Genomic DNA, 24325 nt, shown 5'->3' on the forward strand with positions numbered 1-24325 from the left:
ATGATACTCGCGCAGCGAGGCTACACACCGTCAGTCAGGGTCGTCGTGACGAGACAGGCGTTGACGATTCGATTGTTAACATCAAATTTCGGTAACGGACGGCACTCGTCTCGCGCGCCGTCGAGCGATAGATGCCGTATTCCCAATAGGTGCCTTGCCCATAACCCAGCGGACCCTGGTAGTTCACAACCTGTTTGGCGTTGATCCAGACGTCCAGGTACCCGCTGCCGCTGTTGGAAAAATTGGCTCGAACGCGAATGTCGTTGTAGACGCCAGTCTGAATCGGATTCGGGTCGGTCCAGAGCGTCAGCATATGGAGAGCGGATGAGGAATTGCTGGGATTCCCACCGGGCGGAACATAGCGGGCGACGATTTGCAGACGGTCGCCGTCCATCTGGACCGCGAACGGCGGTGAGGTCCCCACGCCGCTCGCAATGTCGTCATTGTGCATTTGACCGACGACAAACCAGCCGTTTGATCTGTTTTGAGTATTTACAAATGACCCATTGGGCCCATTGGCCTCCACCATGAACTGATAGTCCATGCCAATCGGAGCACCGGGCGGGATCACTGCACCCCAGCTGGTCGGGACGCCCATCGACTCATTTTGAATTTCAGAGCGATCACAGTTTGAGCCATCACCACCCGCTGCCCAATTGTCGCCCTTCTGGACCTCGAACCGCAGGGTCTGCGGATCGGGGCTGGTTATACTATAGCTCTTACCCGCCGTCTCAATGTGGTAGACGTCGCCACCAATAAGAAATCGGGTCTGCGACTTAGCCGAAAACGACGTAATCGATGGAGCAGTTGGTCTATTTACAGGCTGCGATGGAGCGCTCGTATCGCCGGCGATATCGCTGTGTGTGGCGGTAGAGCTGTGAGTATCGTCGAACAGGCTCTCGGCCTGCAGATTCCACGAACCACCTGCGTCTGCTATCCTCGTATCGAGGGATGTCGATCCATCAGAGATGTTCGCGATGCTGCCTGCCAGCGCAAGGATAAGGGGTATCGTTATTGTCATTGCTATCCCGCTTGTCTGTAGGCGACTTGTAGTCTGAGCAAGAATACAGCAACGCTCTGTCGTGAAAGTCGGTCAGCCTACTGCCGTATAAATGCTTGGTCCCGCGTGAAAGGAACTCATTCAAATCACGATACAATTTTCGACTGATCCAATCGAAGGAAAATAAGGACTACCGCAGGCATGAGCCCCCGAGGAATGCATCACGAATTGTATGGCGATGTGCAGAATGCGAGGCAACACGGTGCGCACCGAGCATCACGCCTCGTGGCCGGATCCGAAGCTGATGACCGGACGGTTCGGCGCGAACAGCGTCTCGGCCTGGAGCAATGGCGACATGACGATCCTCGCTCCTGGCGCAGCGGTTCACACCCTGGCTTCGGACAGAGGCCCAGGCTGTCCGCTCCGGGTGTTCCTCGCGATAGAGACGGAACTGCTGTGGTTCATGACAAGTCCCTCATGGCGCATCAGCACGAACAGGCGGCGATAGCCGAAGCGACGGCGAACCGCTGCAAGCTCGCGCAACCAATTCCGCACAGCCTTATCACCAGGTTGTTAGCACGGTAGCGAACCGAGCTTCGATCCGCGCCGGTGACCCACACGCCCGCCGTTCGCTTACATCGAACTGCTGGGAAAATGAGCGACGGCCTCTCGCGCTGCGGCGGGCGTCAGCATCTTTTCAGCCGCATCCTTCAGCGAGGTCATGTCGAGCGTAGAGCTTGCGCCAGCAGCTTCTTCAGCTCCGCGTTATCGTCCTCAAGCGCCTGCAGCCGCTTGGCGTCGGAAACCTCCAGCCCGCCGTACTTGGCCTCCCTTCCATTTGTAGAACGTCGCGCTCGAGATCCCGTGCTTGCGGCAGATATCGGCGGTCGTCGCACCCGCGTCCTGCTCCGGAGAAATCCCGATCATCTGCTCTTCCGTGAAACGGCTCGGCATCATGGGTGCAGTTTGCGGGGCTCAGACCACACCTCGTAGGTAACCCCAATTATCCGCCAAAACCGCTTCTTATCCGCCAAAACGGCTTCGGGACTGCTGAACACCTGATATGCATTTGGCTATGCTCGTTCTTGATCGGCTACGAACCTTTGACTTCGCCCGGGGGAAGAGATGACGCGCGTCGAGCAGACAGCCACAGCTTTTCTTTGGTGCGACTGATTTATCGTCGCCTCTTCGATGTCGGTGACCGGACCAATTACGCAGCAAGGCCCATGTCGGAATCCCGCGGTATCAGGCACGACCTGTGGAGATGCGATCGTCAGCGCGTTCGCTGCACGGTTCCATTGCACTACTACGCAGGAAGTACGAAGGCCTTGCTGGAGGAGGCCGCACGCATGAGGCGCGCGAGCGGAGGTCTCGGAGTCGACACCCAATTGGCCCGCATGCAATTGAAGCATTCGCTGCCCTTTGTGATGGCCAGCGGCATTTTCGCCTTGCGCGCGCAGGCCGGTCAATGGGGCGCGGCAGCGAATTTTCCGAACTCGTCCTTTGCGCTCATCTCGATTGCATCAGCGGTCATGGCTATCGGTACGTTGACCGGCCAGCCTCTTGGCAATGCGCTTCTGTCCAACGTCGTGACCTCGCGCGCACGCGAGCCCGTTGCAGCACAAGAGCTTTATGAGACAATTTGGGCATGAGTATATCCACAAATCTCGAGGAAAAGGCTCCCCCGCGCGATGGCTCGCTCAAAAGCCGGGGGACCGTGATTCACGTTGGCCGCGCCATCTCGGTCGTCTTCTATGTCACCGTTGCCGGCCGGCTGCTCGGCATCGTCAGCCAGGTGCTCACGGCCTCGGCCTTTGGCGCTGGCCCCACCATGGACGCCTATACGGTGGCGCTGATCGTTCCCACAACCATTTCTGGCATCCTGACCGCGGCGGTAGGCGCGGCATTGATTCCGGTCTTTGTGGACTACCGCGAAAACAAAGGCGAGGCGGAGTCCATGCGCCTGCTCTGGGCAGCGATGACGCTGGGCACGCTGATTGCGCTGGTGGTGACGGCGGCGCTGGTCGCGGGCGCGCCGCTAGTGGTGACGGTCTTCGCCCGGCAGATGGATGCCCCCACGCAGGCGCTGGCGGTCATCCTCCTGCGCTTCTTGGTGCCCGTGCTCTTGTTGCAAGTGCTGGTGACGCTGGTCGGCTCCGTTTTGAATGCCTATGGGCGGTTTGCTGTGCCATCGCTGGCTCCCGTCACGATTACCCTGAGCACCATCGCGTTTTTGCTGTTTGCGCGTTCCTGGGGCATTTACGCCCTGGGCTGGGCCACGATTGTGGGTTATTCGCTGAATCTCTTGCTGGTCGTTGTTGCCTATCTGCGCATGGGTCTGCGCTTTCATTTCGATTTTTCCTGGCGGCATCCGGGCATTCAGCGCATCGCCGCGCTTTCCACGCCCGCGCTGATAGGGGCGCTGCTGGTCAACGGCAACAATCTGGTCGATCAGTTTATGTCTTCGCTCCTGCCGCCGGGCAGCATCGCCTCGCTCAGCTACGCGATCAAGCTGGTGGAGATGCCCTCGGGGATCTTTTCTACGGCGCTCTCCACGGCGCTTTTGCCGATCTTCGCGTTGCATGTGGCCCGCCGCGAATTTTCGCTCTTAACCACCACCTTCCGCCAAGCGGTCATTTTTTCCGCAATCATCCTCTTGCCCGCCGGCGCGCTGCTGAGTTCGTTGTCGCGCCCGGTGGTGGAGGGTTTCTATCACCATGGCAACTTTAGCGCGCAGGCCACCGATGTGGTGGCGACCGCCGTGATGTTTCTCGCGCCGAATATATTCATCGTGACCTACGGCTTTATCAACGGACGGATCTATAACGCCCTGCAAGACAATCGTACGCTGCGCAACGTTGCCGTGCTTTCGCTGGTGCTCAACGCCGTCCTCGACTATCTGCTGATGCAAATCTGGGGCGTAGCAGGCATAGCGTTCTCTACCACGCTGACTTATCTGATTGGCGCGCTGACGCTGCTGCTCATTCTCAACAGACGGCTGCAAGGGCTGCGCCTGCCGCAGCTAGGCCTTTCGCTGACCAAAACCGCGGTGGCGGCAGCTTTCCTGTGGCTGACATGCGCGCTGTTGGCGATGCTGCCCCAGGTGGCCGCGCTGCCGCTGCTGGCACAGATCGCCTTGCCGAGCGCCGCGGGCCTGGTGATCTATGCTGCGCTGCTGCTGGCCTTGCGCGTGCCAGAGGTCGGCGAGCTCTGGGCCATGCTGTCCAGTCGGCTACCCTGGGGCTGCGTGCGGGCAAAACCCGCATAGACCGCAGATGAGCGTATCGATGTTTGCGTCCCTCGCGAGCAAGGAAGAATTTCCATGAGTGTACAAGCGGCTAGCTCCCCACCCAGAACCCTTAGCTTTGCAGACCTGGTCAGGCAGGCGCGTGGTATGGTCCATGTCATCAGACGAACACGCTCGTGGACCTGCATGCGCCTCTTCTGGTTGGGCGAACACAACCCTCGCCGCGTCCCCGGCGCGTTTCGCTTTCCCTTCGGGCCGGTGCGCTATATGGACGCCGGGGTGATGCTGTCGCTCTATCGTGAGATTTTTCTGGACCGCGGCTATGAGGTCGCCGGATTAGGCGACGCGCCCGTGATCCTTGATTGCGGCGGAAACATTGGCATGAGTGTGATCTGGTTCAAGCAGCGCTATCCGCGTGCCCGCATCACCGTCTTTGAGGCCGACCCGCAGACCGCTGACCTTCTGGAAGAGAATGTACGCGCGCTGGGCCTCACCTCGGTCACGGTGGTTCGCGCCGCCGTCAGCGATGCCGCTGGCAAGGTATCGTTTGTGCCTGAGGGATCGCTGGGCGGCCATGTCGGCAATGGGGCAGGGGTGCTGGTGGACGCGGTGCGTTTAAGTGACCTGATTACCGAGCCGGTGGATTATCTCAAGGTCGATATTGAGGGCAGCGAATTTGGCGTGCTCAAAGACCTGTGCGCCACAGGCAAAATGAGGATGGTCAAGTATGTTGCATGCGAACTGCACGGCAATCCTGCTGTGCAAGACCAGGTTGCGGAACTGTGGACGGCGCTTTCGCGAGCGGGCTTCCGCATCACGGTTAGAGACGCGACGGTGTGTGAAGATCTGCCAGGGCCACCCATGCCCACCCCGTTTTTGTCAGCACCGAGCGCCAAATATCTCGTCTGGCTCTATGCTTGGCGTGTGTAGGGATTCAGACCTCATCTTGCCATCAGCGAAGAGGAGGACGTCATTCAGCTCTATTGGGATGGCGACGCGTGACAGCAACCTATCTAGTGAACTTGCCGAACCGCTCACCCGGCTTGACTGGGGCTTTGGGCGTCTGGTTTCGCGATCTGCGGGTCTGGGCGTCTCCTGCGATCGAGAATGGGTAGTCCGAAAGGGTCAAGCCGCGGACCGGTTCAAAATACTAAACTGCTAGGATCTGAGTTTGGATGCCGTGCGTTGACGTCCGCGCTCATCAGGGGGAGCTCCTTTCAAGCATGTGCGGAATTTCCGGTATTTGGGAGCGCGATGGTTGCACCCTGCAAGATCTGAAAAGGCGGGCGTCTGCAATGACGCAAACCTTGAGTCATCGCGGGCCGGACGACAGCGGAGTGTGGTTGAGCGAGCAAGCCGGCATTGCCTTCGGGCAGCGTCGCCTGGCAATTATCGACTTGTCCTCGCTGGGACATCAACCAATGGTCTCGGCCAACGGCCGTTATACAATTACGTTCAACGGTGAAATATACAATTTCCGAGAACTGAAGGCCGAATTGGATCGTTGCGGAGTTCAGTTTCGTGGGCATTCAGATACAGAAGTTGTTGTCGAAGGATTCGCCCAATGGGGCGTCAAATCGACCATCGCGCGCTTGAACGGGATGTTCGCGATCGCAGCGTGGGACGCCGGTGAGCGTCAACTGTTCCTAGCTCGTGATCGAATGGGCGAAAAGCCGCTCTATTGGGCGATTTTTGACGGATTAGTTTTGTTCGGATCGGAATTGAAGGCGCTGCGCGCCCATCCCGGTTGGAAGCCGAGTCTCAATCGTGGAGCGATCGCCGCCTTTCTTCGGCAGGGTTATGTGCCAGGTCCATTCACGATCTATGAAGGTGTCTACAAACTGCCGCCCGCCGGCTTCGTCAAAATTCCAAGGGGCGGCGGTCCCGAAGTGGGCGCGTACTGGGATCTGGCCGATGTTGTTTCGCAGGGGCAGCGTAGCACGCTGCGAGCCGACGAAGAGGGACTGGTCGATGAGCTCGAGGCGTTGCTGCACGATGCAGTATCACGCCGCATGATAGCGGATGTTCCGCTTGGCGCCTTTCTGTCAGGCGGCTACGACTCATCAACTGTCGTCGCACTGATGCAGAAAGCTTCTCTAAGACCAGTCAGGACGTTTACGATCAGCTTTGAGAACCCGGCATTCGACGAAGCGAAACACGCTGAGGCTGTTGCGCGACATCTTGGGACCGACCATACGACCTTTCCCGTTAGCGGCGCTGACGCTCTCGATGTGGTGCCGAAGTTGGCCGAGATGTATGATGAGCCATTCGCCGACCCCTCCCAGATCCCGACCCATATTGTTTCCGCGTTGACGCGAAAACGTGTCACGGTGGCTCTGTCGGGAGATGGTGGAGACGAATTGTTTTCCGGGTACGGCCGGTATCAATCGACGGCGGACGTTTGGCGATCGCGTGCGAAGATTCCGCTCGCGCTCCGCCGCCTCGTGTCTTCAAGCATTTGCGCCGTGCCGCCTAGCACTTACGACAGCATCGCGCGCCATGCACCGTACTTTTGGCGCGTGCCGCGTGTTGGCAAAAAGGCCCATCGGTTGGCGCAAATCCTCTCAATGTCATCGATCGGTTCCGTGTACTATGAAGTGTTCTCACAGAACCAAGACAAACTTGTAAAAGGATCACAAGAGGTCCGGACGGCCTGCTGGGATCAAGACCTCGAGGTCCTCTTGCCAGATCCGGTGGACCGTATGCGCTACCTGGATATGTGCACGTACTTGCCCGATGACATACTGACTAAGGTTGATCGAGCTTCTATGGCTGTCGCGCTTGAGGTGCGTGTTCCGCTCCTCGACCATCGCGTGGTTGAATGGGTCTGGAGGCTTCCGTCGTCTCAGAACGCGCGTGCCCGGCGCCCCAAACACTTGCTCCGGCGTGTTCTTGCCCGCCATGTGCCCGATAAGTTGGTCGAGCGCCCCAAAATGGGGTTCGGGGTTCCGCTCGCAGATTGGTTGCGCGGTCCGTTACGGGATTGGGCGGAAGACCTGATGAGCGAAACTAGCCTGGGGGCCGGTGATGTGTTTTACGTCGAGGCCATTCGCTCGCTTTGGGCCGAATTCTTGAGCGGAGATAGTGAGCGAGATTTCCTCATCTGGAATATTCTGATGTTTCAGGCGTGGCATCGTCGGTGGGGCGATGCTTCGGTGGCGGACACCGGAACAAGACGCTTAGCATCGCTTTTGAATTGAAGATATGGCGATGACACCTTCATCGTTTCTACCGGACTCCAGCAGGCGTGCGACCTTACACGAGCGCTCTTGATGTTGGCGTCCTGTGTGGTCCGTTCGAAGAGCGGATCTATCAAACGCGGTTTGGGAGGACGGCGGGGTGCGTCTGTTTGCCAAGACGCTCGAGGAGACGCAGTTCGGTTGGCGTTTGCGCGGCGATACGTACCAACTCCGTCATGGCAGTCTCGGTATGCTGCTTGTTCAATGATTTCCGCCAGCGAACGCCCAACCGCGATGGCGGTTCCAGCGATCATGGGATCCGTGCCGAATTATCGAACAATATTCCGCAGTGTGGCGTTGATCAGCGCTAGGTCGGTCGATCGCGAGAGAGCATCGAGGAGATGGGCGGGCCGCCGCCACAGCTCCAGATCTCTACCAGCTGATTATTGCGCCGTTGGTAAGCACCGCCATGCACCGTCGAGCCCGCTTCGCCATTGGAGCCGAGCACCAGCACACCGCCTTCATGCAGCGCGTCCCGCAAATTAGATATTGCGTGAGTAAGCTGGGCCGGTGAGAAGTAGCTCGGATTGAGAACATTCATGGCCCGCACCACGTGATAGCGGCCGGCCGGCGGCGAAAAGATATCATAGTTCTTGATATGAAAGTTGGCGCGGCTATCGAGATATTTTCGCGCCTCGCTGCACAAGAGCAGGATATGGTCCCGGATCACGGCTCCATCACCTGCGCGCGCAGCTTCAAGCGCAGCCATGGCCCGAGGCCGCCAAAACATCCGCAACAAGTGATTGACAGGGTAGAGCCAACTTTCTGTCCGCGCCAAATTTAGTACAAATGGCGGCCGTACGAGCTGCAGTGGGACGTCGTTCTCGTCGACCACGACACTTAGCCGCACCTTGGGAAAAGAAAGTCTGGTGACGCGCAGGCAGAGATCGCTTGCCAGGAACTCGAGCTCGCTGAAATGCGCCGACAGGACACGATAGAAGTCACAGGCAGTCCGCCCATCGGACACGGCAACATCGTGGACGCTCAGCGGTGCATTTGAGGAGAAAAGCCGCGCCAATATACTTAGCACCTCGCGGTCAAATGTACCAAAGCGCTCGCGGCTGGTGCGCTTGTAAGCGCCATTGGTAATAGGAAATAGGTTCAGCACTGCCGCCTGCAGAGCCTCATCGCCCGACCCGCCACGGCGTGCCAGTGCTTCGTAAAGCGCAATATCGCAAAGCCGGTGGAAAAAGCGTCGCGTCTCCGCAAAACGTCCCAGCTCGGAGCGATCAAGTTGTTCGAGCGTGCAAATGCCGTGTTTGAGCATCCTCTGCCCTCCAAACATTTGTGGCGTGCAAAATCACGGTAGCGTTTGGTGCACGAAATCACGGTATGGGCGTCTATACCATTGCCCGACCGGGCTGGTCTCGTCTTCTCCTGTGACCGAGAATGGGTAATCCGAAAGGGTCGAGCCGCGGACTCGTTCAAGAGATTATGCTGCAGGGTGTGAGTTTGGACGTCGTGCGCTGACGTCCTCTCATTAGGGAGCTCTTTTCAAGGATGTGCGCAGGTGCGAATTCTCTCGATAGATTTTTCCATTCCCTATCTATTGAAGGATGATAACTATCCGATCGGCGGCTGGGCCGTCCAGCTGTCAATATGGCTTCGCGCGCTTGAAAATGCCGGTCACGAAGCCGCTCTCCTTACCTGGAAGGGCGCTTTGGCCCATGTAGGGTCGGGCCAGCAAATCAAACTTATTGAAACCTATGATCCCGCGCGTGGGGTGCGGGTTGCGAAGTATTTCTACTCATATATCCCAAAAATATTGGCAGCCGCCCGCGCCTATCATCCAGATATCATGATCCAGGGCGCAAGTGCTGTCCATACCGCCATCATGGCTTTCGTCGCCGGCCAACTAGGGATTCCGTTTGTTCATCGCATCGTCAACGACATACACGTCGACGAACGATGCAAAGACGGTCTTCGATCTTATGAATGGCTAGCCTATTCTTGGGCTCGGCATCGAACGGCCGCATTCCTCTGTCAAAACGAGTATCAACGCGAAAAGTTGGCAGCTCTTTTTCCGGGCAAGCCCATACACGTCATTCAGAATGCCGTTGTCGTAGCAGAGGACGCGCCCGCTCCTTTGCCGCGCGCAGAACGCAGATATGTCGCCTGGCTTGGTGTCTTCCGCTATGGAAAGAACTTGCCATTGCTGCTTCGAATCGCCCAGGAATTTCCGGCCGTCAAGTTCCGCGTGGCGGGGCTGCCTGAGCGACATGTCGATCAACCGACACTGGAAGCCGTGAATGGCCTGCGCCATCTGCCAAACGTGGAGCTGGTCGGCCATGTCCGGCGGGCAGACGTTCGACAATTTCTAGCAGAAGCGACGATGCTTCTGTGCACATCGGATTTCGAGGGCTTCTCGAACGCGCTCCTGGAGGCTCTCGCCGTGGGCACACCTGTCGTGACGCGCCGGCAAGTCGATCCGGACTCGATCGTCGTGCGTCATGCCCTCGGTGCATCGGCTGAGGACGAGTTGGCACTTTCTAAATCCGTGAAGGCATTCTGGGACATGGACGCGAATGAATACGACGCGGTCGCTCGACGATGTCAGATCTATGTTAAGGCCAATCACTCTCCGACCGCAAAAGCTCGCGAGTTAATTGCGGCCTTGACGCCCCTTGTCGCTAAGTCAAAACGCTCCGGGGCAACCACTTTGAATTGACTCACTCGAAGTGGACGCCATTTGAACGAAATGTCCTCATGAGCAACGAAGAAGCCTCGTCAGCACGCTAGCCGACTTTGAGAACAGCGTATTGCCGCCGTGATGCTCCGACTAGGACAACAATGCGCACGGGAAGACAAGACGATGGCTCCGCACGGCGAGACGAGATGTCGGGAGTTCATGGGACGGTGAGATCCGCAGGTCCACAATGAGTGCATCCTTGAGCCATAACGGCCGAGCGCCTGATTATCTCACGTTGCCGTATTCGGTCGCGCAAGCTGGAACGTTCTTCTTTCTGCTGTTTGTGTTCGTGTGGCCTTTGCAGCGCGTACCATTTATGACGGACAATCTATTCGGCGTCCAAGGGCTCAAGCCCTTCAACCTATTATCAGCAGTAGTCTTGGCTTATCTGGTGTTCGACACTGCGCCCCTACACGCGACCGACAAAATCGAACGAACATCGATCAGAATTTTTCTCCTGTACTTCGCAACGTTTGCCATAGCTCTCATTCGATCAGTGCCAAACGCGCCGCTTCTGCATAGTCGCTTCCCTGAGTCATTTCCAGAGTCCTACGTCGACTTTGTACTATCGGCTTGCATTGTGCCGAGCTTTTACACGCTATCCTTCCTGTTTATCCTTAAGCGTATGTGCTCCTTTCAGGAGCTCGAGAAAATCACGACGGCAATCTGCCTTTCGATACTATTGCTATCAATCTCGTTTATCGCGCTTGTGCTGATGAATCCGTCCGTTCTGCTTTCACCTCACGCGAGCGGAATGACTGATAGCGACCGGGACGAAATGGCCCAGTTGTGCATAGCGTATTTCGGATCACATTATAATGTGATTGGAAGCATGTTCATTTCTACGGTGCCGTTGTTGCTCTATCGAGCTCTTACGCGCGGCGGTCTCTGGATCGCCCCCCTGTGTCTATCGCTTTTGGCGGTTCTTCTCCTCGAGTCACGAACTGCGCTAGTCACAGTAGCGGCTTCGTGTTCCCTGTTTCTGATCCTGCGGCGCAGCTTTGTCATTTTAGTTCTTGGTGCTGCAGCGGTTGGCGTCACATCGTTGGTGTGGATCGGACCAACCGTTGACGCTCTTCTTTCGATCGGGTTTGGCGGCAGTTCCGGCTTCTCGGCAGATGCGCTGCTGACGGGCCGAGTTGATTACGTTTGGCGTCCGCTGCTAGAGGAATGGACGAGTGATATCGGTCTGTTCCTGTTTGGCGCTGGTCGCTACGGAATAGGTACGAGCCAACTTTGGGACACAGGAACCCTGATACAGGTCACCGTAGCGCATAATGCAATTATCGAATTCTTTCTTGATTGCGGGGTGATTTTAACCGGTGTGCTTCTAGTTTTCCTTTTTGTTGGAATAGCTACCGCCTGGCGAGTTGGGCGAAGGCTGAATAGTGATCTATATTGGGCTCTGTTCGCGAGCATCTTTGGTTGTGGAATTAGTATGACGACCGGGCGTGACATCCTTCCAACAATTGAAAACATGTATGCATTTCCGATCATTGCGATGATGATCAACGTGACGCGGTTGCGGTATCTCGCGAGCCGACCGGCCCACGCGAATGATAGGCTTGCAGACGACCCATTGCGCCGAGCCGTTACCGATACCTAGTGGCTGCCGTAACAACGATCCGCTGTGTTTCTTCCAGTGGGCGCGCGATTTGACGTGCCGCCCGAAGATGCTGGTATCCAGACCACCGCAAAAGCGCTTGCCGACCAGCTCGCGGTCGCGCTCGATCCTCGGCGATCGCCGCGCACCGACCATGCAGAAGAACCTCAATTTGAAGGTCAAATAGCGCGGGGGCTTTCGGCCCTTCGCGCCCGCGGTGTTACGGGAGGGCGTCGCGGCACTGGTTCGAGCTCGACTCCGACAGTCCCTAAATGCTGATCGTCGCCGACGTCCTGAAGGACAAGCGGCGACAATGTTCGAGTCGATCTCGGGGAACCCGCGTATCAGACGGGAAGGGCAGCGCTGACCTGCAGGTCTGCCCTCGAGGGGAGAGCCGGTTTGCGGATGATAAAGATGACGTCGTTGTATTCGGAGCTCAGGCGGCCCAGGGACAGGACCTGAAGCGTCCTCGTGTACGCTTTCACCAGTTGCTGCTTAAAGTTGCTCTTGAGCGGGTCGCTAAGCATCCCATATTCGGCGGTCAAGACCAGTCCGTTCTCTTCGCAGAACGCACGAATGCCTTCGCGCGACACCGCCTTGTCGTAGATGACCGGGTAGGGGCCGAAGCCTGGCTTGCCGGCGTTCTTCTGTCCGCGAATTAGACGGTAGTAGAGCAGGTGAACCCAGTGCGGCGTCATCCTGGCGGTGAAACCGTACGCCGAATAGGGGTCGGGGATCATGATGATGATCAGCCCGCCCGGCTTCAGCCATCTGTTGAAGTTCTCCAGGACCTGTTGCGCCCCCGGTATATGCTCCAGGACGAAGGAGCTGAAGATGACGTCGAAGGTTCGATGACCGAAATCCGTCGTGCGCAGGTCCCCGACGATGGCTTCGTGGAGGTCCTTCGTTTCGTCGCGCCGGATGCGAAGGGCTTCGGGATCGAGGTCGACGCCGGTCAGTACATGGCCATCATCGCCGATATCGAGATGCCACCTCGGACCGCAACCAGCCTCGAGGATCTCAAGACGCTTGCCAGGATCCTTGATCGAGCGAATCTCGTGGGACATCACCTGCATCGCGTGACTCCAACTGTTCGTCAGCGGAATCCGGGTACGTGCTTTCATCCACTTGGCTCCCTTGGCGCTGGCTGACTTCCCGTCCGGCAGGCCTCTCCTTGGCGGCGCACTCAGCACGAGCGTTCTGCCCCGGCGACCTGGGCGATCTGCGGAGGGTTTCAGGGTAACTGGTTTAGGCGCTTGTCCTATCGTCAAATTCGCCGCAAGTGGCGGCCATTTCGGATTAACTCCTCGGCTTCCCGTGGATTGGCTGTCGCGACATAATCCTGATCGCGGGCAAGATCGCGGTCGATGAGATCAATGCACCGGTGCTGGATCCCGGCCGTGGCCGCATCAAGAAGGCCTTCCCTGGGGCAATCGCGCGTCGGCGGGGGGATGCCGATCGTCGGCGAAGATGGCGGTCTTCACCCCGAACCCGTGAGGCGCACTGGCTTTGCTTTTGCCGATGCGTCAAATTGACGATCTGGTCGAACTGCGTCTGGAAGAGGTCGCTCGATCCTGCCGTCCTCCGCGCTTGGACAAGTTTTCTGCCCGCTGGTGCGGATGCGATCAGACAGATCGCGCAGCACTCCTAAAGCGCTTCCAAGAAGCAGCCCTCCAACGATCGCTATTCCAAGCACGATTCTAGGTTTTGGCGAGCTGGCCCTCAAAGGAGGCGACGCCCCGGTGACGAGACTGGCCTCAAACACCGGCGGGGATTGTTGTTGCGTCACTTCTGTCTTACGCAGCGCGTGGCGAAAGTTATCATAGGCGCTCTTTGATGATTCAGCAGCGGCGGCTAGTCTATCGCGGGTATCGGCGGAATCCGCTGCATCTTTCGCCTTGTTCCTATCGTAATCCTTCAAGGCCGCTTCTGCGGTCAATGCTTGAGTGCTCAAGTCGTTCAGTCGATCCGTAACCCATTTCACGTCTTGTAGACTCGTCTTGTTCATTTGATGAGTAATATAGGTTTCCGCAACAGCGTTTAGGATCTGCGCCGCCCGATCCGGATTCTTGGAATCGAAGGTAATCTCGACAAGAAATGTAGGGCCGACGCGCTTGACCGAAAGTCTGCGTTCGAACGGTTCCACGGCATAGCGCGCGGCGTTAGCTTCCGTCTTCGGTTGACTCAAGCCGAGCAGCCGGGAAATCACGCCGCTACCTTGGCCCGTTTCAAATTCCGGATCTTGAGCAAGCCCGAGCTTCTCGATTACGGCGGTAGCGATGCTCTCAGATTTTATGATTGAGATCTGACTTTCCACGACCGTCGACAGCGCCGCAGCATCCACTACGGGCACTTTCGAGTTTACGAGAAGTTGCGCCTTGGCGGTGAACGTGGGTGCTACGATGATGAGGTACAGGATGGCAATGCAGAGCCCAGCGAAACACGTCAGCAACATGATCGATAGATGTCGTCGGATGAACGCCAGCACGGCCAGCACTTCTGCTAGCGAGACGGCCGGCCCCGGGCGAAATTCAGGCGGCATATTGTCACGACTTACCCAATTATCTGTGCTGTTGGTCTGGAGCATTTTCACGCCACTGCTGATAGTTGAGGCTCCGGGGGGGCAAGCGAATTGCGTGTCGAACTTTAATCCGGCAGTGCTGCCACTCAATGGACCATCATAGTTACCCATTTTTTGCCGATTCCCGTCCAGTGACTCGGAAAGTACTGATTGCCCGGAGATGAGCGATTGGGTCGTAGATTGCGATGGGATATGCGTTTTCGACACGGTCGGCGATCTCGGAAATCGTCAATGCGGAAACAGAATATTTAAGATCAGGCAGAGTGACTATCAGCAGGGAAAGGCGTTCCTCCAGGGCGGCGTCCGAGAGGGAGACGAGGAGGTCCGCGTGCGGTTCAGAGCAGCAGAAGAACGAGGAGGAGGGACTTCAGTCAACCCTCGAGGGATTGCTGAAAATGTTTGATCTCTTGGGCAAGGGTTCTGTGACTGGCCTTCGCTTACGGATGCGCGTCGCGCCGTGCTGCTGCTGTCATCAACACGGAAGCTGCAGACCTCTGCGCACCTGCTGCAGGAAGGAACAGGACGAACTAACCAGAAAGCTGGCAAAGCTCGACGACCAGCGGAGGCTCGATCTCCGTGAGCTGCAAGAGACCAGCGTAAAGCTCAACCAAATTCGCGAAAGCTGCAGAGCGTCGGCGAGAAGCTTCGGTACACCGCATGGTGCGATCACAACTCGTACGAGGAGCCGCGCGCCAAGCTGAGATTGCCATCATCGGAAAAAGGCAAGAAGGGACCGGAACGGATTTTCGCAGGCGAAGATACCGAGTTGCGGCCGGGTGACGCCGTCGAGGTTGCCCTGCAGTACCAGAACAGTCCTGGCGGTGACGGTCGAGATCAAGATCGGCGCGCGCACGATCATCAGCGACCTTCTCTCGCCGCTGGCGCGGTACAAGCGGGAATGGCTGCGGGAGCGGTAAGAAATGTCCCGCAGCCTGCGCGTTGCGCGTCGTCCACCCGTCAAGATCCGCTGCGATCTCGCGTGCTAGTCACGCAAGGACAGCAAGGAGCACCCTGCTAAGGCGTCCGGGCGTCGGGACTCAGCGAAAGTGTCGCAGCTTACTTCCTTCGCGCTCGGATCACTCGCGCGACGGCAATCGTTTCCGGGGCCCTGAACCTACTTGCAGAGCCGAGCAGCCGCCGCGAGAGCCCCTCGGCCCACACCCTTGCGGACCAGGCCGTCGATACGGGATACCACGACGTGGTTAGAGTGGGGAACCAATGGAGCCGGCTCGTTGAGCTGCTCCATTTCAGAGATCATCTCGATGGGCTTCGTGATCCCTCTGCCCGCATCGACGGTTGAGGGGGCGCGATCGTTTGCCGGTCGCACCAGCGACTCATGGTTCATGCCCCAGATCGCCGCCTGTGTCCGGTTCTGGACCCTGATCTTGCGCAGGATCGCCTTGACGTGAACCTTCACGGTCGCCTCGGCGATATTGATTTTTCTGGCAACGCACTTGTTGGAGTCGCCTTCGATAAGGCAGGATAGAATTGCCTTTTCTCGCGGAGAGAGCTGCGGCAAGATCGCGTCGTCTGCAGCGGCGAGGATGGCCTGTCGTCTGCCGGGCTCCGCCGTTTCAGGCTCGTGATCGCGACCGGCATCAAGGGCGAATGACAGGAATGCAGGCGGGAAGACGGTCTCGCCCATAATCACGAGCTCGACGGATTTGATGAATGCATCGCACGAATTGACGTTCACGAAGTATCCGTTGGCCCCTGCTCGAAATGCGGAGGCAAGATCGACCGGCCGATAATTGTCGGACACGATCGCGATGCGCGCGTCCGGATACCGATCCTTCACAAATCCGATTTGTTCTATCGCGACATTGAAGCCATCGCCGGTATGGACGATGAGGAACATCAGTTTTTCTGCTTGAAGTGTGCTCGGCAGTTCCTCGGGGCTCGACGCCGATACCGGGATGTGAAAATTTGCCGTGTGCAGGATTCTAGCAATGCCTTCTCTAATCAAAACGTTCTTTCCAATAAGAACGGTCTCGCAAGACTGCCGCCTCCTCATTTTACCCTCCAGCCTACTACGCAATGACACAACAGCGATGGGCGGTTGAACTCAATTATTTTCTTGGTCCTCGACGTAAGAACGAGCCCTTGTTGTTCGGTTGGTCGTTCTCCGTCGGCTTGTGGTCTCTAGATATATTGAGCTACCTCGATCATGGCCCTCCGTTCTTTGCCTGGTCTCGTTGGTGGATTTCGAGCAATCCATCTTGCTTAAGCTTTTATGAATGTTAGATGCGAATTTCGGATCGCCCTATATATCGTTGGTTATAGAGGTGGGTCTGCGTATACCCGTGCGGTTACGGTGCCCAAAAATACCGTCTGGCGCATCCTCTGCGTGAATTAGATCGAGATGCTCACTCAACATTGAAGAACTTTTCGATGGTCTTTGTTCGTCGATACTATCTCTGCGTGAACGCATTTTGTGAGCGAGTTAACGGCCCTGCGCATATGAACATTGAGGAGATGTCGGAGTGTGCACTTACGCCGTTATCCGGACTGGATAACCACAGAGGCTGGTCCGCCGCAGTCTGATCACCGGATTCTTACGGGCATTCCAGCCCGAGTGAGAGTCGGGAAGCGAGCAGTGCCGCGCGCCTGTTAATCCTAGCTTGCGATGCGATATCGATCCTGCTTGTATTAAGAGAAATTTATGGTGATTCTATCGATAGTGGTGGAAACAGCAGCAGGTGCGCGGGGTTTATGTTTAGGGGACGATCCGCTGAGGAGCGCCCAATGCGACGTATCAGTGTAGTCATTGCAGACCGGCATCCGGTGGTCTTGGAAGGGCTGAGCAAGGTGCTCGGTGCCGTAGCCGATTTCAATATCGTTGCATCTTGTAACGACGCCGCCAGCTGCATAGAAGCGATCCGGCGCCTGGCGCCCGATATGGCGATTGTCGATCCCGCAATGCCCGGGCTCGCCGCCGCGAAAATTCTTTCGACCGTCAATTCAGAAAATCGTTCGACGCATTTGGTGTTCTTCGTCGCGAGTGAAGATTGCGAACTGGTGTTCTCGGCCACGCCCGTGACCTGTAGCATCATCCTGAGAGATACCGATACCGAGGCTCTGGTGGAGTCGTTGCGGCACATCGCCAATGGTCACAACGTGCTGCCATCGACCCCATCCGAGTCGATCGCGTCGCGCGAGCAGGGCACGAATTCGGAGAGCGGGCTGACAGCGCTGACGGAACGCGAGCGTCAGATCATGCGTCTGGTCTCCGAAGGATTGTCGAACAAGGAAATCGGGCGGCGGTTGAACACGACCGACGGCACGATCAAGGTGCACCTTCACAACATCTTTCAAAAACTTGAAATCAGCAATCGGACGGTGCTCGCGGCCCTCGCCATCTCGCAACATGATCGCGCGACTGCCCCGCGGGAGAAGGCGCCGCATCCCGGATCGACAAGTGGGGAGCGCTGAGAGGCTCGTCACGCACCAGCATTCCCGGTCGTCGCTCCCACTGCAATGGGCAGGTGGCCTCCATTGGATGCAGCGACCCGGCCGGAAAGATCCTCGTGAGCCCGCCCGACGCCGGCTTTCTTGCCGGAGACCCTGGTTCAGTCGCGCGTGCGGCAGGCTATCCGTAACATCGACGGCCACTGAGCCGGTCCCAGGCCACGATCGATAGCGACCACCCGGCCCATCATCCGTCTCCTTGGCGGCCGGTGATGAAAGTGCGTCTGTCATGGCGGCGCCCTCCCGCAATGCAGCCGATCGGCTGGAACAAGTGGGGGCTGAAGACTGATTTCAAGCGCCGCTTGATTGGCGAGGTCGATGTCCGGGAAGCCTAATGGGGTAGTCCCTCAGGCCTCGCGCCTGATCCAGAATCGCAGCCAAGGCATCGGGCGGGACGTGTATTTTAGTCGTCATCTGCGGCTCTGGGTCGATCGCAGTTTGTCCGCTGTCAGGTAAAACGTAGTCGCGGGCTATAACGAACGACTTCAGACATGATCGCAGAGATGTGCCGATTGGATCTCGGCACATCCGGAGCGACGGCCCTGGCCCTCCTTCCTGCCCCCCCAGTGGTCAGGGTCGTTCCCTCCTGACGGCCTGCTGTCAGGACCGGAGTTCTGTGGTTGAGCCGAAAGCGAGTGCGCGGACGCATCTTGATGTCCCTTCTGTTTCACCGTGCCGTCGAGGACATGGAAATCTGGAGTGCGGCCGGCGACGGCTTTTCCTTTGTGATCACGTATGAGACCCCTGCTGGTGCCGGCTTCCATGGTCGTGCCGGCTACGTGGCGTCGTGGCGGCCGCTCTATCGGGGTAACGGCGCGATCAAGATTGGCGGTTCGGCGTTTTCAACCTTCGCGGAGGCGGAGAAAGCCTGCAACACGATGCTCGAGTATCTGAAGGGGCTATCGCCGGAATGACGCGTCCAGGCAGGCTCGACTTCAGAGGAGATGTCGCCCTCGACGGCGGATGCCCGATTGCCGGCGCTCAGGCAGTGTTGCCGGCGTCGACCGTCACCACGGTGCCGGTGATGTTCCGGCCGCCTTCGCCGAGAAGATATTCGACCATGGAAGCGACGTCGTCGGCTTCAGGCAGGCGGCGCAAGCTCCTCGCTCTCGCGGCGCGCGACGGCGATCACATTGTATCCGCCGGACGCGGCGAGCCTGCGCGCAATGGCAAGGCCGATCCCGCGACTGCCGCCGGTGACGATGACGTTACGCATCGGTGCGTGCCAGTTTCCCCGCTGCCGTGACGTCGAGCCGCTCGACGAAGCGGATCACCGCGGGCACCTTCCATACTGCCAGGCAGTCCTTGCACTGGCTGAGGATCTCCGCGCGGATCGTCTCATGGCGGTCCCCATCAGTGCCGTTGGTGAGGATGACGTCGGCGACCACAATGGCGCCGGTGATCGGGCTCCTGCGCGACCGCGCACGCGACATCTCGACTGACGCGTGCCGGTTGATCACTGCTTCCACCTCCTCCGGATGCACCTTCAGCCCGCCGATGTTGATAACGCCGCCTCGACGGCCCACGAAGTGGTATCGTTCGCCGCGCAGCTCGACCATATCGCCGGTATCGACGAAGCCCTCGGTGTCGGCGAGTGGTGGTGCATCGGCGCCGACATAGGCGCGCGCCGTACGCCGGGAACGGATCCGAAGCGAGCCGTCGACCACCTTCATCTCGACGCCGGCGTGATTCTGCCCGATCAGGTGGGCAGGAAAACCCTCGCGCCCATCGTCCACGCTGAAACCGACGCCCGCCTCGGTCGAGGCATAGGCGTGTCCGATTGACGCATGTGGAAATGCTCTGGCCAGGCCGTCCAGCACTGCCTGGTCCGCGATTTCGCCCGACAGGCGGACATAGTGCGGCGCGAAATTGGCGGACGCGCCGCTCATCAGGAGCTTGCGCCAGTGCGACGGCGTTCCGGAGATGTGGGTGACGCCGCCCGCGCGCAGCCGCGCCACATGCACGGCAATGGCTTCCCCGGGCTCCGAAAGCACCATCGATCCGCCGCCGATCACGGCCCGCAGGAAAATTTGCAGGCCGCCATAGCGGCGAATGTCGTAGAACGTCGCCCAGGTTGCGTTCCGGTAGCGCGCGGGCCCGTCGGCGATAATCGCGCCGGCGAGTCCATCGAGCGTATGTCGAACGATCTTCGGCAGCCCCGACGTCCCCGAGGTCAGCATCAACCATTCGGTCGCATGGTCGACCTTCCGTCCCACGGCCTTCCGTTCGGGCAGGTCGACGCCGATAATAGCGCGCTTGCCAGCACTGCATCGGTGTAGCGGCTGATCGGTGACGATGGTGTCGATCCCGGCCTGATCGAGCAGGACCTGCAGGCGATCCCAATCGAGGTCGGGCGGGCCTAGAAGGATGCGGCGGGCGACGCCGTCGAGCTCGATCATTGCAAGCGCGGACAGCAGCTGTCTCGACGTCGCAAGCAGCACCGAGCGGCCGGATAATTCGAAGGACCCGCCGGTCAGGCAGCTGTGCTCGATCATGTCGGTCAGCGATACACTGTGCCGGGCATCGGAAATCGTGCGGTCCTTCGGCCCCGCGCCGAGATATTGGCGCAACGCAATGATGTCAGGCGGGGACATTCTCGTAGGCCCTGACGAACTCACCGAGTGTAGACGGGAAGGCTGCGTCCTCGGCGACAGTGAACGGATCGATACCGAGCTCGTCCTCCAGCCGCGCAACCAGGATGGCGAACGCCAGCGAATCGAACCCGGTTTCGTTCAGCGACAGATCGTCCTCGAGCGGCGGAAGCGTGACCTTCTGTTCTTCGGCGATCTGCTCCATCGCGGAGAAAATCTTCGATTTGACCGACATAGTACACCTCACATTTCGGCTTTCCGAGCCGATGTCAGAGCCTGATTTCGCCCTCAACGACGCGCGCGTAGACGGCCCGGTCGATCGAACGATAGCCGCCGGTCGCCGGATCACGCAGGAACAGCGGATCGTCCACCAGCGAAGGATCGAATCCCTCGCGGATCAGCCGCTGCTTTTGCTGCTTAAAGGTGTCGGTCGTCTCGAGCGCCCGGCACAGCCTGACGAAGGCTGGAACTGCATAAGGCGGCAGCTGATGCGAAAGGTGTTCGTTGAATATCCCGAGATCGAAATCTCGGTCCACCACCAAGGCCGCCATGCCGGCGCGGCCATCGGCCCCGGACACCGCAACTCCATAGGTCGAGGCGTCGAGAACGCCGGGGCAGCCCCTGATTGCGTCGTTCACTTCGCTGGTCGCGACGTTCTCGCCCTTCCAGCGGAAGGTGTCGCCGACGCGGTCGATGAAGTGCAAGTAGCCCTGCGCATCGCGCAACATCAGATCACCGGTGCGGAACCAGGCATCGCCCACAGCGAAGACGTCGTGCAGAACCTTTTTCTTGGTCTCCTCGGGATCCGTGTAGCCCTCGAAAGGCCGGCCGTCGCGATCGCCGCCACCGATACGTCCGATGGCCTCGCCGATCTCGCCAGGTGCGCAGGCGATGCAGAGCCCTGCAGCGCTCCGGACCGGGCTGCCGCTGTCGGCATCGATCTTGACGATCGAGGCGGGAAAGCGATGCGCCAGAACCGGCGGGATCCGGCCGATCGCGCCCGGTTTTCCATCGACATTAAACAGCGAGAAATTGCCTTCGGTTGCGGCATAGAATTCGAGGATCTGCGGAATCGCGAACCGGTTGGCGAACGTCTCCCAGATATCGCCGCGCAATCCGTTACCGACCGCCAGCCGCAGCCGGTGTCGCGCCTCTTGTTCAGACGCTGGCGCCTTCAGCAAATAGCGGCAAAGCTCACCGATATACTGGAAGACGGTGCAGTCGAAACGTTCGATGTCGTCCCAGAAGCTGCCAGCGGAAAACTTCTCCGCAATCGCGACCGAACCGCCCGCGCAGAGCATGCTGCAGGGAGCGGCGACGCCGCCCACGGAGTGATACAGCGGCAGGCAATCGTAGAGACGATCCTCGATGGACGCGTCCGTCAGTCCGGAGAACCATCCGCCCCAGGCGAGAATGCGGCGATGACTGACGTTCGCCGCCTTCGGTAGGCCCGTGGTGCCCGAGGTGTAGATGAGGAGCGCGCGTTCGTCGATCGTGACGTCGCCGCGTTCGGCGGAGGACAGCGGACGTGGCTCGAATGCGGCGAGCGCCGCATCCAGATCGCCGCTTGGATCGCCGATGCCGAGGCTCCAACATTGCGGCTCGCGGTGCAGGTGCGGACGTGAGCTCTCGAACGCATCCACGCAATCGGCAGCGAGGATGAGGTGATCGGCATGAGCGACGTCGATACAGTGGGCGAGCGACTGGCCGACCAGCCTGGTGTTGATCAGCGCCACCGTCCCGCCGACGCTGCTGATGCCGAGCCAGCAGGCGAGGTAGTCCGGCCGGTTCGGCATCAGCACGCAGACGGTGCGGCCGGCTTGGAGGCCGACGTCCCGCGCCCAGCGCGCATACCGGTTGATCCGGGCAGCGAGTTCGCCATAGGTGAAGGATTGGCCATCCGAGAGCAACGCGGGCCGCCCGGGCTGACGCTGTGCCCAATCCTCCACGATGTCGGCGAACAACCGATGCGGCTGGGCTTCGAGCCGTGCGGTGAGTGCGATGGCTTGCAGCCAGGTCTTGGCGGCGGACCGTCTGCGCCGCGGAGCGTCGCGTCTGGTCGCATGCGGCTGAGCTGGCTCGGGATGCGTGCGCACCCGTTCAATGCGGCTCGCTTGGTTGTCGAAGCAGAACCTCTGTTCAACTGGCTTCATCCCGACCCGGATCCCAGCTGGTTGAGGATCATCCGCTCCATTGCCTTTACCGATCGAAAATTCTCGGGCGTGATCTCGAACTGGGGAAGGATGAGATCGAACTCGGCTTCGACCTTGAGCATCAACTCGACCATCCCCATCGAGCTGAGTCCGATATCCACGAGTCGCGACTCCGGGTGGACATCGGCGCTGATCGCGTTCTGCTGGAGGACGCTCCTGACGACCGACAGAACACGGTTCTGAACGTTGATGGCAGTGTTGTGCATTTCAGCTGGTCTCCTGCCGTGGCCAGGCGTGATCACATTCGGGGCGACGATACCCAACTGTTCCTTCGGTCAATAGCTCTGCTTCGGAGGTACCTCGCCCGGGAGTGGAAGCTCCTTGACACCCACTTCTGCGCCAGCGACGCGGCAGGGGAAGTGAGCTACTTGTCGATTTTGAGCGGCATTCATCTCGATCTGGCTCGCATTGTCCAATCATGACAACCATGAAACGGGAGGCTCGGGCCCATGACTGTGCAGGAAGTTCAGTTCCGCAACGTCGCCACGGAAATTGGCCGAATAGCATTCTCTCCCGACGGCTCCTCGTTCCAGCAGCGAACGGCAAATGTCGCGCAGGTCGCCGCGGCGGAGGCCGAGGCGGTCGATCGCGAGGCGCGATTCCCGCGGAAGGCGATCGACGCGGCGCGCAAGGAGGGACTTCTGGGCGCCCAGATTCCGGTCGAGTTCGGCGGAGACGGTGCGCCTATCTCCGAGGTGGCCGATATGTGTTACGCGCTAGGCCGCGCCTGCGCTTCGGTCGGGATGATCTTCGCGATGCATCAGACCAAGGTCGCGTGCCTGGTTCGCCACGGCGCGGGCAGTGGCTGGCATGAAAGCCTCATGCGCCGCGTGGCTGCCGAGCAGATGCTGCTGGCGTCGTCGACCACGGAAGGCCAGAACGGCGGAAACATACGCTTCAGCTCGGCCGCAGTGGAGAGCGCCGGCACCGAGATTTCGCTGGTGCGCGACGCGACCGTGATTTCGTACGGCGCCGAGGCGGACGGCATCATCACCGTCGCCCGCCGCTCGGACTCCGCCGCCGGATCCGATCAGGTGTTACTCGCCATCACCCGTGACGACTATACGCTGGAGCCCACTCTCGGGTGGGAAACGCTCGGCATGCGCGGGACCTGCAGCGCCGGCTTCAAGTTGAATTTCAGAGGCGCTGCGGACCAGATATTCCCCGTAGCATACGAAAAGATCCATGCGCAGACGATGACGCCCGTCGCCCACCTGTGCTGGTCCTCAGTCTGGGCGGGGATCGCGGCTGCGGCGGTGGACCGGGCGCAGCTCTTCATTCGCAAGGCCGCCCGCGGATCGGGCGGCAATATGCCTCCCGGCGCGGCGCACTTCACCGCCGCCAAAATGACCCTGACGAAATTACGCGCCGTCATCGCCGCGAATCTCCAGCTCTATGGAGCACGCGAACGGGACATGCGCGCGCTTTCGTCCGTCGACTTCCAGTCCTCGATCAATCTTCTCAAGGTGGAGGCCTCGGAGCTCGCGGTTGCGACCGTCATGCACGCGATGCGCGCCTGCGGCCTGTCCGGATACCGCAACGACACCGACGTCAGTATCGGTCGCCACCTGCGTGACGTGCTTTCCGCTCCGATCATGATCAATAACGATCGCATCCTCTCCAGCATGGGTACCGCCACGCTGATGAGCACCGTTCCGGGCTCTTTGTGCGATTGATCTCCTTCTGAAAAGGAA

20 protein-coding genes and 4 pseudogenes are annotated in these 24325 nt (G+C 59.2%); 11 read left to right on the forward strand and 13 right to left on the reverse strand.

Translation table 11 applies throughout. The annotated features are described in order from the left end of the window. Positions 1-34: 34 nt before the first annotated feature. A complete protein-coding gene (locus ACVWW6_RS19495) occupies positions 35-1021 on the reverse strand; it encodes a heparin lyase I family protein (protein ID WP_456681269.1) in 987 nt (328 codons plus the stop codon). Between the two features lie 450 nt (positions 1022-1471). Next, positions 1472-1957: pseudogene (locus ACVWW6_RS19500) on the reverse strand (transposase); the annotation flags it as partial. A gap of 392 nt (positions 1958-2349) precedes the next feature. Here ACVWW6_RS19500 and ACVWW6_RS19505 point away from each other — a divergent pair. The 4 genes from ACVWW6_RS19505 to asnB all read left to right on the forward strand — a co-directional run bounded on the left by ACVWW6_RS19505 (position 2350) and on the right by asnB (position 7447). Further along, positions 2350-2652, forward strand: coding sequence for a hypothetical protein (locus tag ACVWW6_RS19505; RefSeq protein WP_456681270.1), 303 nt, complete (start codon positions 2350-2352; stop codon positions 2650-2652). Further along, positions 2649-4268: a murein biosynthesis integral membrane protein MurJ gene (gene murJ / locus ACVWW6_RS19510; RefSeq protein WP_456681271.1), complete on the forward strand. Its 1620-nt coding sequence runs from the start codon at positions 2649-2651 to the stop codon at positions 4266-4268. Before ACVWW6_RS19505 ends, murJ begins: the two co-directional genes overlap by 4 nt. Positions 4269-4433: 165 nt before the next feature. After that, positions 4434-5177 carry an FkbM family methyltransferase gene (locus ACVWW6_RS19515; RefSeq protein ID WP_271551155.1) on the forward strand — a complete coding sequence of 248 codons (744 nt, stop codon included), beginning with the start codon at positions 4434-4436 and terminating at the stop codon, positions 5175-5177. A 293-nt stretch (positions 5178-5470) separates the two neighbouring features. After that, positions 5471-7447 (forward strand): asparagine synthase (glutamine-hydrolyzing), encoded by a 1977-nt coding sequence (gene asnB, locus ACVWW6_RS19520; RefSeq protein WP_304548116.1) that lies wholly within the window; start codon positions 5471-5473, stop codon positions 7445-7447. 346 nt (positions 7448-7793) lie between these two features. On the opposite strand, the gene ACVWW6_RS19525 is transcribed toward asnB, so the two are convergent. Further along, positions 7794-8753, reverse strand: coding sequence for a hypothetical protein (locus ACVWW6_RS19525; protein ID WP_304548115.1), 960 nt, complete (start codon positions 8751-8753; stop codon positions 7794-7796). Positions 8754-8996: 243 nt separating this feature from the next. On the opposite strand from ACVWW6_RS19525, the gene ACVWW6_RS19530 reads away from it, so the two are divergent. The 3 genes and pseudogenes from ACVWW6_RS19530 to ACVWW6_RS19540 all read left to right on the forward strand — a co-directional run. Next, on the forward strand, positions 8997-10154 hold the full coding sequence (locus tag ACVWW6_RS19530; protein ID WP_304548114.1) for a glycosyltransferase family 4 protein: 1158 nt from the start codon (positions 8997-8999) through the stop codon (positions 10152-10154). 220 nt (positions 10155-10374) lie between these two features. Beyond that, complete coding sequence (locus ACVWW6_RS19535) at positions 10375-11781, forward strand: O-antigen ligase family protein (RefSeq protein ID WP_456681272.1); 1407 nt, start codon at positions 10375-10377, stop codon at positions 11779-11781. Positions 11782-11896: 115 nt separating this feature from the next. Beyond that, positions 11897-12047 (forward strand): annotated as a pseudogene (locus ACVWW6_RS19540) (carbamoyltransferase C-terminal domain-containing protein); the annotation flags it as partial. Positions 12048-12122: 75 nt separating this feature from the next. On the opposite strand, the gene ACVWW6_RS19545 reads toward ACVWW6_RS19540, so the two are convergent. From ACVWW6_RS19545 to ACVWW6_RS19560, 4 genes are all read right to left on the reverse strand, one after another. Next, positions 12123-12902, reverse strand: a complete 780-nt coding sequence (locus tag ACVWW6_RS19545; protein ID WP_456681273.1) for a class I SAM-dependent methyltransferase — start codon at positions 12900-12902, stop codon at positions 12123-12125. Positions 12903-13258: 356 nt separating this feature from the next. After that, positions 13259-14470, reverse strand: coding sequence for a Wzz/FepE/Etk N-terminal domain-containing protein (locus ACVWW6_RS19550; protein ID WP_456681274.1), 1212 nt, complete (start codon positions 14468-14470; stop codon positions 13259-13261). 598 nt (positions 14471-15068) lie between these two features. Further along, positions 15069-15218: a hypothetical protein gene (locus tag ACVWW6_RS19555; protein ID WP_456681275.1), complete on the reverse strand. Its 150-nt coding sequence runs from the start codon at positions 15216-15218 to the stop codon at positions 15069-15071. Positions 15219-15473: 255 nt separating this feature from the next. Then, positions 15474-16373 (reverse strand): LuxR C-terminal-related transcriptional regulator, encoded by a 900-nt coding sequence (locus ACVWW6_RS19560; protein ID WP_271551142.1) that lies wholly within the window; start codon positions 16371-16373, stop codon positions 15474-15476. A gap of 731 nt (positions 16374-17104) precedes the next feature. Between ACVWW6_RS19560 and ACVWW6_RS19565 the strand changes: the two genes are divergently transcribed. The 3 genes from ACVWW6_RS19565 to ACVWW6_RS19575 all read left to right on the forward strand — a co-directional run bounded on the left by ACVWW6_RS19565 (position 17105) and on the right by ACVWW6_RS19575 (position 18741). Then, positions 17105-17791 (forward strand): LuxR C-terminal-related transcriptional regulator, encoded by a 687-nt coding sequence (locus ACVWW6_RS19565; protein ID WP_271551140.1) that lies wholly within the window; start codon positions 17105-17107, stop codon positions 17789-17791. A gap of 248 nt (positions 17792-18039) precedes the next feature. Then, the gene (locus ACVWW6_RS19570; RefSeq protein ID WP_456681276.1) at positions 18040-18162 is read left to right on the forward strand and encodes a hypothetical protein; all 123 of its coding nucleotides are present in this window, start codon (positions 18040-18042) and stop codon (positions 18160-18162) included. A 318-nt stretch (positions 18163-18480) separates the two neighbouring features. After that, positions 18481-18741: a hypothetical protein gene (locus tag ACVWW6_RS19575; RefSeq protein ID WP_161533867.1), complete on the forward strand. Its 261-nt coding sequence runs from the start codon at positions 18481-18483 to the stop codon at positions 18739-18741. Positions 18742-18808: 67 nt separating this feature from the next. On the opposite strand, the pseudogene ACVWW6_RS19580 reads toward ACVWW6_RS19575, so the two are convergent. The 6 genes and pseudogenes from ACVWW6_RS19580 to ACVWW6_RS19605 form a co-directional block, all read right to left on the reverse strand. Then, positions 18809-18931: pseudogene (locus ACVWW6_RS19580) on the reverse strand (SDR family NAD(P)-dependent oxidoreductase); the annotation flags it as partial. Beyond that, a pseudogene (locus ACVWW6_RS19585) lies at positions 18924-19043 on the reverse strand (SDR family NAD(P)-dependent oxidoreductase); the annotation flags it as partial. The pseudogenes ACVWW6_RS19585 and ACVWW6_RS19580, both read right to left, overlap by 8 nt. Beyond that, complete coding sequence (locus tag ACVWW6_RS19590) at positions 19036-20421, reverse strand: AMP-binding protein (RefSeq protein WP_456681277.1); 1386 nt, start codon at positions 20419-20421, stop codon at positions 19036-19038. The pseudogene ACVWW6_RS19585 and the gene ACVWW6_RS19590, both read right to left, overlap by 8 nt. Beyond that, positions 20408-20653 carry an acyl carrier protein gene (locus ACVWW6_RS19595; protein ID WP_038966762.1) on the reverse strand — a complete coding sequence of 82 codons (246 nt, stop codon included), beginning with the start codon at positions 20651-20653 and terminating at the stop codon, positions 20408-20410. Before ACVWW6_RS19595 ends, ACVWW6_RS19590 begins: the two co-directional genes overlap by 14 nt. A gap of 34 nt (positions 20654-20687) precedes the next feature. Then, the gene (locus tag ACVWW6_RS19600) at positions 20688-22571 is read right to left on the reverse strand and encodes a long-chain-acyl-CoA synthetase (protein WP_456681278.1); all 1884 of its coding nucleotides are present in this window, start codon (positions 22569-22571) and stop codon (positions 20688-20690) included. Next, positions 22568-22837, reverse strand: coding sequence for a phosphopantetheine-binding protein (locus ACVWW6_RS19605; RefSeq protein WP_038966761.1), 270 nt, complete (start codon positions 22835-22837; stop codon positions 22568-22570). Before ACVWW6_RS19605 ends, ACVWW6_RS19600 begins: the two co-directional genes overlap by 4 nt. 243 nt (positions 22838-23080) lie before the next feature. On the opposite strand from ACVWW6_RS19605, the gene ACVWW6_RS19610 reads away from it, so the two are divergent. Continuing rightward, positions 23081-24307 (forward strand): acyl-CoA dehydrogenase family protein, encoded by a 1227-nt coding sequence (locus tag ACVWW6_RS19610; RefSeq protein ID WP_110116875.1) that lies wholly within the window; start codon positions 23081-23083, stop codon positions 24305-24307. Positions 24308-24325 lie beyond the last annotated feature (18 nt).

The organism is Bradyrhizobium sp. USDA 3311, assembly GCF_054062495.1.